Origin of the sequence: Streptomyces griseus subsp. griseus, assembly GCF_000720255.1 — a bacterium.
Lineage (GTDB): Bacteria > Actinomycetota > Actinomycetes > Streptomycetales > Streptomycetaceae > Streptomyces > Streptomyces griseus_I.
Window position 1 is genome coordinate 49,972 of the sequence record NZ_JOJE01000046.1, and the last position, 11,495, is coordinate 61,466.

Below are 11,495 nucleotides of genomic sequence, written 5' to 3' on the forward strand. Positions count from 1 at the left end.
GTTCCAGTCTCTGTTCCGGCCGGGGGACGAGCCGGGGGACGAGGTGCGCTACTCGTCGATCGCCGCGCCGAAACGCGCGTCCGTGCCGGAGGCGCCGAGGGAGCCGCCGCCATACAGCCACGAGCCGTTGGCGGCGATGCCCGTGGTCGCCGCCGGGAAGGCGATCGCGACGCCGTCGCCGGTGTTCTCACCGGGCGCGGCGGCCAGTAGCTCGGCGCGGCCGTCGCGGTCGGTGTCGACCAGCCGGACCTGGGCGCCGAAGGCGTCGTCGGCCTCGGCCGAGCCGGGTACGTTCGCCGTGTTCTGGTTGAACGAGCGCACGCCGTCCGAAGTCCAGCCGCGCTGCTGGCCGCGGATCACCCATACGGCGCCCGCGTCGCGCACCGTCCCGATGTCCTCGCCGGGGGCGCCGATCGCGATGTCCGCGCGGCCGTCGCGGTTGGTGTCGGCGACCGACAGGTCGGTGCCCCAGCCGTCGCCCTCCTCGGCCGTGCCCGGGATCCCGGGGGAGTCCTGGGTCAGCTCGTCGGCGAGGTCGGTGAGGCCCTCCTCGCCGCCGTAGCGAATGGAGACGAGGCCGCCGGACTCGGCGCTCCCCTCCTCGCCGGTGACCAGCTCGTCGTATCCGTCGCCGTTGATGTCGCCGGCCGCGGCTGCCGGGCCGCCGGTCAGGTCACGGGCGTAGCTGAGGGCGTGCCGGCCGCCTTCGAACACCACCGAGCGGCCGCGGACCCCCTCGTCGTCCACCAGGCTGAACCCGGAGACGACGAGGTCGGCGTATGCATCGCCGTCGAAGTTGCCGGTGGTCAGGTTGAACGGGACGACGGACCGGTCGCCGGGGTCGTCGACTGTCTCCAGGCGGGTGACGCGGACCATGGGGCCCTCGTCGGAGTACAGGTCCACGCCGTCGTCGTCGGACACGGCGATCCCGTCGCCTGGGGTCGCCGCGGTGAAGTGGGCCGCGGCCACGGCGCCGCCGTATCCGGACTCCCGCTTCGGCCGCACGGCCTGCAGGGAGACACTGCCGGTGCCCCGCAGACCGCTCGCGGAGCCGTACAGCACACTCGCCCTGCCCGCGTCCACGACCCCGGCCAGGTCCTCGCCGGGAGAGCCGATGATCGCGTCGTCGTAGCCGTCGCCGTTCACGTCCCCAGTGGCGACGGCGGCACCGAAGGCGTCCCCGGGCTCCGCCGTCCCGGCCACCCCGGCCGTCGACTGGCTGAAGACGGCGGTACGCACCCTCGGACGCGTGTTCGTGGTTCCGATGCCGCTCGCCGAGCAGTACTGCACGGTGACGTAGCCCGCGCCCTTCTTGCCGCCGACGGTGCCGCCCGGGGCGCCGGTCAGGACATCGGCGTAGCCGTCGCCGTCGAAGTCGCTGTTGCGGTCATTGGCGTACGTTCCGCCCGGCGTGCCCGCGAACGCGGCGGGCGCAGCGCTGATGCCGGCTCCGCTCACGAGCAGGAAGGCCGCGGCGCCGAGCGAGAGGTTCTTACGGTTGATCATGGATTGCCCCCATTTCCGCGTTGGTCGGAGATTTCCCGTTTGTTACCGACGCCGAGTTCGACACGGGATGCCGTGCGGAAGTTGTGCGGCCGTGCCCGGCTGTGACAGGTCAGTGACAAACGGCGACGGGTCGCTCTGGTTCACCGTGGCACGCGGGGCCCGGGCGCCCTGTTGTCGGGCTCGTTCGTCCGCCTGTGGAGCCGCGGACCGACCTCGTGGCCGACCACTCCGCCCTCGTGCGCTCGCTGAGTTCGCGGCGCTGCTCTCTCCCAGGCGAACACTCCCGACCCTGAACCGGTGCCGCCGCGACAATGTCTGGGTGGGGTGGGAAAATAAGGCGTGGGGAGGTTCACCTAATCCCTGGCGCGGGAGCGGTGAATTTTCATGGGGCGGTCGAAGCCCGGGCACTCCATGGTAAGTCGCGTGTCATCCCCGGCACCTTGACGTAGGTCGTGGTCCCCATGCTTGCAATCAATGGGCCCTTTGACTCCGATGCGGACGATCTCGCAGGTCTCTCGCGTTCTTCCGTGGTGTACGGTCAGCGAGTTCTGGGACACATCAGTCATCTCTTGGTGGATCGAGAAACAGATAGGGCAGAATGGGCTCTGGTCACCGATGGGGCCGGTATTCATCGAGCTCTGCCGCTCCGCTTTCTGGAAGAGGAAGAAGGGCATATTCGTGCCTCCTTGGGGAGCGTGGACGTTGAGCGGATCCGAGTCGGTGAGCTGAACGAGAACCGACTGGTGCGTTTGCGTACAGATGTGAACGCGGTGGTTGCCGACTTCCGGGTCGCCGGTGTCGCCGATATGTATCCCATCGCCTCGGATGCAAGGCTGATCCCGATTGTTCGAGGCGCCCCGGACCTGACGCTCGGCACAGAAATTGCAGACGGAGCTCCGCCGGTGCAGCTGTCTGGTGCACCTCCTCGCGAACCTGCGGTTGTGGAGGTTCCCGAAAACGTCCGACGTGAGATGGTGGCAGAACTGCCAGAAGCTGTCCGTAGGCATCAGTGGATTCCCATCCAGGTGTCCATCCGTCAGACAACTGCATCCGAAGTGGCTACGGGCGTACCTCTCGACATCCCCGGCGGTGTGACGATCACGGTCGTCGCGACCGTCCCAGACTCCTTCGAGGTCCGGGGCGAACGCATCGTCGAGATTCATGTCCCTGAGCATGGTGACTCTCCGCCGGGGCTCTTCATGGTGCGGCCCGACGTCGTGGGCAGTTTTTCGCTGAGGTTCACCGCGTACCGGGGTGGAACCTTCTTGGGTGTGCTGGAAGTCCAGATTCAGGTGTCGGAGGAAACGGCTGATGTCGGCGCGACCCGTGAAGTGGGAAATTCCCTCGACGTTGGTGAAGCAGCTCAGGAAGAGGCCAGCCTTCAGATAATGTACGACGACATGAGCAGGACTTTCCGATTTCTGTTCATTACCGACGCGCAACGTCAAGAGGTCCCCAGCCGACCCATCGAAGGGGACCTCCGTGACCGTATCGAGTCACTGATCCCGCAGTTCGACTCGTACGCGTCCGCTTCGGGCCTCCTCGCGCCGGCCGCGGCGCGCAAACGAATGGAGAATGAGGGATTCCGTCTGTGGAAGGAACTGGTTCCCCATCCCATCCAAAAGGCGATCCTCGACAACGCGGACGCCATCAGTCACATGACGATCTTCAGTGACCGAGAAGTCGTGCCATGGGAACTTTTGTATCCGCTGGACGAAACCGGCTCTGGGCTCGGCCACTTCCTTGTCGAACACTTCCCGGTCGTGCGATGGGTCATGAACAGCACTCGTCGTAGGCGGCTGACCCTCCAGCGGCCCACTTTTGTCGTCCCGGACGGCTCCCCGCAGGAGGCCGAGTCCGAGGTCAGTGACATCGCTCTGAAGCTGCACCTGACCACGCCGAACAAGGTTCGCGATCGGCAGGTCCTGATCGACGCACTTGGGAATCCCTCGTTCGACTGCCTGCACTTCGCGTGCCACAACACCTACCGCGCGGCGCGTGGAAGTCGCATTCGCTTCGCTGACGGCGATTTCGAGCCGCAGGACATGGCCATAGCCACGGTGACATGCCCTCTCACGGCTACCAGCCCCCTTGTCTTCCTCAATGCCTGCCGCACTCAGGGAAGTGCCCCGAACTATACGAGCCTGGAGAACTGGGCCGATGTCTTCCTGCAAGCGGGAGCCGCCGCAGTCATCGGAACTTCCTGGGCCGTGCGCGATACCACAGCACGACTCTTCGCCGGGACGCTCTATGAGCGGCTGAGGGCGGGGCTGACACTGGGTGAATCGGTGAGTGAGGCGCGCTCCCTGGCGCGCGACAACATGCCAGGTGACTCGACCTGGTTGGCATACACGGTGTATGGGGACCCGCGTGCCAAGGCGGTGAATCCAGGATGACTACTCCGGTGTTCGTGATTCATGGCGTTGCCAACCGTGACCGCGACGGTTTTGAAGCAAGGGTCAAGACGCTGGGTGGCCGGCTCGCCCTCGCCGACATGGAGTTGCACCCGATTTTTTGGGGAGATCTCGGTGGCCGGGGTGATTTCCTGGACCAGGTGATTCCCGAACTCGGAGCGGCAGTCGGCACCCGAGCTGATGTGGCGCCCGGCACTGAGGCAAGACCGGCTCCTGCGGCGGATGATCCTGTTTGGGCACTCCTTACCGATCCGGGACTGGTCGCGGCGAGTCGGCCTGGCGCGGTACGGGACGGATCCGATTACTGGAAGGAAGGCTTCCAGGTCGTCGCCGAGGCTGCCGCCCGCGAGGGACAGGAGGGCAGAGCAGTTGTTCGAGGCCCCGAAGCTGTCTGGGGTTCTGAGCTCGAGGACGTGTGGGGCGAGCTGACGTATCTGCCTCGTGTCCGGGACGCGGTGGTCCTCTCCGAGATAGGTGTGGCGCTTGCCGGCAATGACACCGGGGCATTCGCTGAACAGGACGTGCGCGGTGCCGGGGACTGGCTGAGGCAGAGACTCCACGACATGGACCGTGCTGCGGGGGCCGTTATCGGCGCGGCGGCCGGCCGCCTCAACGCTTACCTCAGGACGGAGCTGAGCCCCGGCTTCGCTCGCTTTGCCGGTGACATCGCGGTCTACCAGCGCAACCAGCAGCAGATTCACGCACGTGTCCGAGAGGCTCTGGGCCGCTACGACGACGAAGCCGGCCTCGCAGGCCGACCCCCGGATCAGCGAACGGGCGGGGCGGACAACCCGGCGCGCTTCATCTGCCACAGCCTCGGAGGTGTCATCATGCTTGACCTCATGACGGCAGGTGACCACCCCGTTCACGCCCGGGGGCTTCTGACATTCGGCAGTCAGTGGCCGTTGTTCCAGCTGATGGATCCACGCAATGGCCTGAGCCCGTTCGGTGGGGAGACGCCGATAACCCTGCCCACCGCGGTGGGACGCTGGATCAACGTGTGGGAGCCGATGGACCCTTTGGCCTTCATCGCCAACAGGGTGTTCGTTCTGTCGGACGGGTCTCGCCCCGAGGACAGGAAGGCCCCTCACCTGGCCACATCCGGCCTGTGGACTCACTCGGCATACTGGGGCCTGGACGTCATCCGAAACGCCGCACGCGACCTTTTCCAAAGTGCATGACGGTCGGGCGGGGCAGGAGAAGTCGACGATCGGCATCGGACCGTGAGAATGCGGCGGTGGCGCGGACGCGGAGGCCCGACCGGCGGCGCCGACGGACCGGTCATCGCCCGCCCGAGGCGGACCGCCGCGCGTCCCGGGCCGGTGGCTGGTAGTCGAACCCGACTCTTCGCAGTCTCGGCCTCCGCGGCTTCAATGGCCTCCGCGCCTTCCATGGCCTCCGCGTCGCCCATGCCCCTGGCGGACCGAACCGGCGATGGACTGCGGCGAAGGCCACGTCTCGATCCGGGGGACGAAGTACGTCGGCGACCGGTTCCTGTTCGTTCGGCTCGCACCAGCCGCGGTCGCATGGCCGGCCGTCCCACGGAGCGATTCGAGAAACCCGCCCGCGAAGGAAGCCCTGGGCCCGGGTCTCCCAGGAGCACCTACTCTTGACCCATGACCAGCAGCAGCGACCGGAGCCTCGCAGTGGACGTTCAGGAAACCAAGACGTACGAAGTGCGCACCTACGGGTGCCAGATGAACGTCCACGACTCCGAGCGGTTGTCCGGGCTGCTCGAGGAGGCCGGGTACGTGCGCGCGCCCGAGGGCTCGGACGGTGACGCCGACGTCGTCGTCTTCAACACCTGCGCGGTCCGTGAGAACGCCGACAACCGGCTGTACGGCAACCTCGGCCGGCTCGCGCCGAAGAAGGCCTCGCGGCCCGGCATGCAGATCGCCGTCGGCGGTTGCCTGGCGCAGAAGGACCAGGACACCATCGTCAAGAAGGCGCCCTGGGTGGACGTCGTCTTCGGCACGCACAACATCGGCAAGCTGCCGGTCCTGCTGGAGCGCGCCCGCGTCCAGGAGGAGGCGCAGGTCGAGATCGCCGAATCCCTGGAGGCGTTCCCGTCCACGCTCCCCACCCGCCGCGAGAGCGCGTACGCGGCCTGGGTGTCGATCTCCGTCGGCTGCAACAACACCTGCACGTTCTGCATCGTCCCGGCGCTGCGCGGCAAGGAGAAGGACCGCCGCACCGGCGACATCCTCGCCGAGATCGAGGCCCTGGTCGACGAGGGCGTCTCCGAGATCACGCTGCTCGGGCAGAACGTGAACGCGTACGGCTCCGACATCGGCGACCGCGAGGCGTTCAGCAAACTGCTGCGGGCCTGCGGAAGGATCGACGGCCTGGAGCGCGTGCGCTTCACCTCACCGCACCCTCGCGACTTCACGGACGACGTGATCGCCGCGATGGCGGAGACCCCGAACGTGATGCCGCAGCTGCACATGCCGCTCCAGTCCGGCTCGGACACGGTGCTGAAGGCGATGCGCCGCTCGTACCGGCAGGAGCGTTACCTCGGGATCATCGAGAAGGTCCGCGCCGCCATCCCGCACGCCGCGATCACCACCGACATCATCGTGGGCTTCCCCGGCGAGACCGAGGAGGACTTCGAGCAGACGCTGCACGTCGTCCGTGAGGCGCGCTTCGCGCAGGCGTTCACCTTCCAGTACTCCAAGCGCCCGGGCACGCCCGCCGCGACCATGGAGAACCAGATCTCCAAGGAGGTCGTCCAGGCGCGCTACGAGCGTCTCGTCGCCCTCCAGGAGGAGATCTCCTGGGACGAGAACAAGAAGCAGGTCGGCCGCAAGCTCGACCTCATGGTGGCCGAGGGCGAGGGCCGCAAGGACGGCGCCACGCACCGCCTCTCCGGCCGTGCCCCCGACAACCGCCTGGTCCACTTCACCAAGCCGGAGCAGGAGGTGCGCCCCGGCGACGTCGTCACCGTCGAGGTCACGTACGCCGCCCCCCACCACCTCCTCGCCGAGGGCACCGTCCTCGACGTGCGCCGCACCCGCGCGGGGGACGCCTGGGAGAAGCGCACCGCCGAGAAGGCCGCCAAGCCGGCCGGAGTGATGCTGGGCCTCCCCAAGATCGGCGCCCCGGCCCCTGAGCCGGTGGCCGCGGGAAGCGGCTGCGGCTGCGACTGAGCGGACGCGGGAGTCGCGGGAGTGCTGCCGCGGCAGAGGCGGTGACCAGCGAGGTCACGGCTGAGCCGACCCCGGTGTCCGTGCCGACGCCGGGGGCCCGGGTCCATCGGTTCGGTTGCCCTCCGGCTCGGGTACGGGGTTACGCTGCCGATCATGCTTGTCGCCGCCGCAGTCTGCCCTTGCCCGCCCCTTCTCGTGCCCGAGGTCGCCGCGGGGGCCGCGCCCGAGCTGGACGTGGCTCGTGCCGCCTGCGTGGACGCGCTGGGTGTGCTCGCCGCCGCCCGGCCCGATCGGCTCGTCGTCGTCGGCCCCGCCGAGCAGAGCGGCCGGGGCCCGCACCCGGAGGGCACCCGGGGTTCGTTCCGGGGCTTCGGCGTGGACCTCGACGTACGGCTGGGCCGGGACCCGGGCGACGGGTCCGGGCGTGAGCTGCCGCCCTCGCTCGCCGTGGCGGCGTGGCTCCTCGAACGGGTCGGCTGGTCCGACGCGCCGATCGAGGGACTCGGGGTCGGGGAACCCCTCGCACCCGAGCGGTGTGCCGAGGCCGGCCGGGAGATCGGCGCCCGGGCCGACCGGGTGGCCCTGCTGGTGATGGGCGACGCCAGCGCGTGCCGGACTTTGAAGGCACCGGGCTACCTCGACGAGCGGGCGGCGCCCTTCGACGCGGAGGTCGCGCGAGCGCTGGGAGCGGCCGATGCCGCCGCCGTCATGGCGCTCGACGCCGAGCTCGCCCAGGAACTGAAGGCATCGGGGCGCGCGACCTGGCAGGTGCTCGCGGGTGCGGCGGAGGGCGCGCGACTCTCCGGCGCACTCCTCTACGCGGACGCCCCGTACGGCGTGGGTTATGTGGTGGCGACCTGGTCGTAGCCGAGCCGGTCCGCCGTTCTGTGTGTGGTTCAGGATGTCGGCGGTGGTGAGCCGGGCGGTGTGGTCGGGCCGCCCCCTGCCGTGTCACCGTCCTCGTGCGCGGGGTCCTTGTGCGCGAGGCGCTCCATGGCGTCCTTGGCCTTGCCGGTGCCCGTGTGGATCTTGCCGCTGTACTTGTGCCCGGTCTTCTCGTCGACGACCTTCGCCGCCTTGTCGAGGCCGTGGTGCACCTTGCCCTCGTGCCGCTGCGCTAGGTCGGAGACCTTGTGCTTGGCCGGGCCGAGCTTGGCCTTCATGGTGTGCAACAGACCCATGGCTCACCTCCCACGCTGAACCGTCAGGTACGGGCGCCCTCGTCGGCCCCGCTGTCGGCCGCCTCACCGGCGGACTGCTGCTTCGGGATCTCGACGCCCTCGGAAGCGGTGGCGGCCGGTTCCTCCGCGGCGTCCTCGGACTCGGACTCGGCCTCGGACGAAGACGGCGAAGACGAGGAAGACGAGGACGACGAGGAAGACGACGTGGACTCGGGTTCGGCCTTGGCGGCCCCCTCCGTCTCACGCACAGCCGACTCGTCGGCCGCAGCCACCGCGTTCTCCTCCGTCGACTCGGCCTCCGCGGCGTCGGCCTGGGCCCCGGCGGCCCGCGCCTCCTCGGTGGACGCCTCCTCCGTGGCCTTGGACCTACGGAAAAGTCGCGCAAAAACGCCCATATCAACTCCATATGTTACTCGTGCGGACGAAATCCCGCGTGGCCATGGGGCGCCCCGCCCGAGCGAAGCCGAGAGCTCGCGAGAGTCTGGGGGAGCGTCCGAATGCACCGCCCGGGTCGCCGCCCCTGAGAACCGGCGGCGGGAAACCTCGCAACGGGCAACGACCCCGGACCTGTGCCGTCACGTAACTCGTTCGAGGCAGTGCGTGACGTTTGGGAGACTGGTGCGGTGAGCAGTGCACCCCCCGCCCCCCGTGTCATCGCCGTCGTCGGACCCACAGCGGCCGGAAAGTCCGATCTGGGCGTCTTCCTGGCCCGGCAACTCGGCGGTGAGGTCGTCAACGCCGACTCCATGCAGCTGTACCGAGGGATGGACATCGGTACCGCCAAGCTGACGCCCGAGGAGCGCGGCGGCGTCCCGCACCACCTCCTGGACATCTGGGACGTGACGGTCACGGCGTCCGTCGCCGAGTACCAGCGGCTCGCCCGGGAGCGGATCGACGCGCTGCTCGCCGAGGGGCGCTGGCCGATCCTGGTCGGCGGCTCCGGCCTGTACGTCCGCGGGGCCGTCGACAATCTCGAGTTCCCCGGCACCGACCCCGAGGTCCGGGCCCGGCTGGAGGAGGAGCTCATACTCCGCGGCTCCGGCGCGCTGCACGCCCGTCTGGCCGCCGCCGATCCCGAGGCCGCGCAGGCGATCCTGCCCAGCAACGGCCGCCGGATCGTCCGGGCTCTCGAAGTGATCGAGATCACCGGCAAGCCCTTCACGGCCAACCTCCCCGGCCACGACTCCGTCTACGACACCCTCCAGATCGGTGTCGACGTCGCCCGCCCGGAGCTCGACGAGCGCATCACGCGCCGAGTCGACCGGATGTGGGAGGCCGGTCTCGTGGAGGAAGTGCGCTCCCTGACCGCGCACGGGCTGCGCGAGGGGCGTACGGCCTCGCGCGCGCTCGGTTACCAGCAGGTGCTCGCCGCACTCACGGGGGAGTGCACGGAGGACGAAGCGCGCGCCGAGACCGTCCGTGCCACCAAGCGCTTCGCGCGCCGCCAGGATTCGTGGTTCAGGCGCGATCCGCGGGTGCACTGGTTGAGTGGGGCGGCGGTGGATCTCACGGAACTTCCTCACCTCGCTCTGGCATTGGTCGAACGACCGGTTACAGCCTGATCACGTCATGGCATCGGGACGCTCAGGCCGCCATTCGTGCCTCCGGTGCCGTGCCATCATCGAGCTTCGATCGACCAAGTGGAGTCCGAGTTGGGAGGGCGCGTGGCGATGGAGGCCGGCCCTCGTGACACCGCACAGGACACCGAGCCCTTCACCACCGAGGGTGGTGAACCGGAGCGCGAGGACGAGCGTCTGAGCCCCGACGGGCCGGACGACACCCAGGGCGGTGTGACTGCCGACGGTCCCGAACCCGAGGAGATGTTCGCCTCCGGGCCCGAGGTCGAGGTCGAGCTGCGCCCGCAGCGCCGGCTGCGGATCTGGCAGCTCGCGCCCATCGTGGCCCTGGCCGCGACCGGCTCCCTGATGTTCGCGTTCCCGCTCGCCTTCGACTTCGGCGACAGCGGCGCCGTGATCGCCATGCTGGGGCTGCTGATCAGCTCCTGCGCGGCCGGCTGGGGCATGATGGCCGCGCGCCGCGTCGGTTACACGTGGCCCGGGCTGCCCCAGCGGGACTGCGGGCGCCGCCCGGACTGGCGGGTCGTACTGGCGTACGTCGTCGTTCTCGCCGTGATCGTGGCGCTGGCCGTGTGGCGCGTGGCCCGGCTTCGCTGAGCCCCGCCCCTCGGCCACCACGGCTGCCGCCCCTGTCGTACCCACCCCGTACGATCGAGGAATGAGCACGCGGATCGCCTTCCTCAAGGGGCACGGCACCGAGAACGACTTCGTGATCGTCCCGGACCCCGACAACGCCATCGACCTCACCCCCGCCGCCGTCGCCGCCCTGTGCGACCGTCGCGCGGGCATCGGCGGTGACGGACTGCTGCACGTGGTGCGGTCCGCCGCGCACCCGGAGGCCGAGGAGATGGCGGCCGAGGCGGAGTGGTTCATGGACTACCGCAACGGCGACGGCTCGATCGCGGAGATGTGCGGCAACGGCGTGCGGGTGTTCGCGCGCTACCTCCAGCACGCCGGACACGTCACCGAGGGGGACCTCGCCGTCGCCACCCGCGGCGGCGTGAAGTCCGTGCACCTCGCCAAGAACGGTGACGTCACGGTCGGCATGGGCCGGGCACGGTTCCCCGAGGGGGACGTCACGGTGAGCGTCGGCGAGCGCAGCTGGCCCGCGCGGAACGTGAACATGGGCAACCCGCATGCCGTGGCCTTCGTCGACGACCTCGACCACGCCGGCAACCTGTACGCCCCGCCCCCGTTCAGCCCCGCCTCGGCGTACCCGGACGGAGTCAACGTCGAGTTCGTCGTCGACCGCGGCCCGGCCCACGTCGCGATGCGGGTGCACGAGCGCGGATCGGGCGAGACCCGCTCCTGTGGCACGGGCGCGTGCGCCGTCGCGGTGGCCGCCGCCCGCAGGGACGGTGCCGACCCGGCGGCCACCGGGACTCCGGCGACGTACACGGTGGACGTCCCCGGCGGACGCCTGGTGATCACCGAGAAGCCCGACGGGGAGATCGAGATGACCGGCCCCGCGGTGATCGTCGCCGAAGGCGAGATCGCCACTCAGTGGCTGGAAACAGCCGCTCGTTGACCAAGGCGGAACTTGGAATCGGAGGCCTGGGAGCCCTGGCGGGCCGCTAGTAGGGCTTGGTCAGGTCGGTTGTGGTGGCGCGTGTCCTTCGGGACGGGTGCGGCGTTGAGGGTGTGTGACTCCGGACGAGATTGCTGTGGTGC

10 protein-coding genes are annotated in these 11,495 nt (G+C 69.3%); 7 read left to right on the forward strand and 3 right to left on the reverse strand.

The annotated features are described in order from the left end of the window. Nucleotides 1–48: 48 nt before the first annotated feature. Nucleotides 49–1,506, reverse strand: coding sequence for an FG-GAP repeat protein (locus IG99_RS37370; protein WP_037682307.1), 1,458 nt, complete (start codon nucleotides 1,504–1,506; stop codon nucleotides 49–51). A 461-nt stretch (nucleotides 1,507–1,967) separates the two neighbouring features. Between IG99_RS37370 and IG99_RS37380 the strand changes: the two genes are divergently transcribed. From IG99_RS37380 to IG99_RS37395, 4 genes are all read left to right on the forward strand, one after another. Continuing rightward, nucleotides 1,968–3,902: a CHAT domain-containing protein gene (locus IG99_RS37380; RefSeq protein ID WP_158973316.1), complete on the forward strand. Its 1,935-nt coding sequence runs from the start codon at nucleotides 1,968–1,970 to the stop codon at nucleotides 3,900–3,902. Further along, nucleotides 3,899–5,101, forward strand: coding sequence for a hypothetical protein (locus IG99_RS49205; RefSeq protein ID WP_158973317.1), 1,203 nt, complete (start codon nucleotides 3,899–3,901; stop codon nucleotides 5,099–5,101). Before IG99_RS37380 ends, IG99_RS49205 begins: the two co-directional genes overlap by 4 nt. 435 nt (nucleotides 5,102–5,536) lie before the next feature. Continuing rightward, nucleotides 5,537–7,066 carry a tRNA (N6-isopentenyl adenosine(37)-C2)-methylthiotransferase MiaB gene (gene miaB / locus IG99_RS37390; protein WP_051866370.1) on the forward strand — a complete coding sequence of 510 codons (1,530 nt, stop codon included), beginning with the start codon at nucleotides 5,537–5,539 and terminating at the stop codon, nucleotides 7,064–7,066. Nucleotides 7,067–7,219: 153 nt separating this feature from the next. Beyond that, entirely contained in the window at nucleotides 7,220–7,933 is a 714-nt protein-coding gene (locus IG99_RS37395) for a class III extradiol dioxygenase subunit B-like domain-containing protein (RefSeq protein WP_037682315.1), read from the forward strand. Between the two features lie 29 nt (nucleotides 7,934–7,962). Here the strand turns inward: IG99_RS37395 and IG99_RS37400 are convergent, their stop codons facing one another. Further along, a complete protein-coding gene (locus IG99_RS37400; RefSeq protein WP_037682316.1) occupies nucleotides 7,963–8,247 on the reverse strand; it encodes an antitoxin in 285 nt (94 codons plus the stop codon). Nucleotides 8,248–8,270: 23 nt separating this feature from the next. After that, nucleotides 8,271–8,642, reverse strand: a complete 372-nt coding sequence (locus IG99_RS37405) for a hypothetical protein (protein WP_037682318.1) — start codon at nucleotides 8,640–8,642, stop codon at nucleotides 8,271–8,273. Between the two features lie 228 nt (nucleotides 8,643–8,870). On the opposite strand from IG99_RS37405, the gene miaA reads away from it, so the two are divergent. From miaA to dapF, 3 genes are all read left to right on the forward strand, one after another. After that, the gene (miaA, locus tag IG99_RS37410) at nucleotides 8,871–9,809 is read left to right on the forward strand and encodes a tRNA (adenosine(37)-N6)-dimethylallyltransferase MiaA (RefSeq protein WP_037682320.1); all 939 of its coding nucleotides are present in this window, start codon (nucleotides 8,871–8,873) and stop codon (nucleotides 9,807–9,809) included. A 108-nt stretch (nucleotides 9,810–9,917) separates the two neighbouring features. Further along, nucleotides 9,918–10,421 (forward strand): membrane protein, encoded by a 504-nt coding sequence (locus IG99_RS37415; RefSeq protein WP_037682322.1) that lies wholly within the window; start codon nucleotides 9,918–9,920, stop codon nucleotides 10,419–10,421. Between the two features lie 61 nt (nucleotides 10,422–10,482). After that, a complete protein-coding gene (gene dapF, locus IG99_RS37420; RefSeq protein WP_037682323.1) occupies nucleotides 10,483–11,352 on the forward strand; it encodes a diaminopimelate epimerase in 870 nt (289 codons plus the stop codon). The last annotated feature ends 143 nt before the right edge of the window (nucleotides 11,353–11,495 follow it).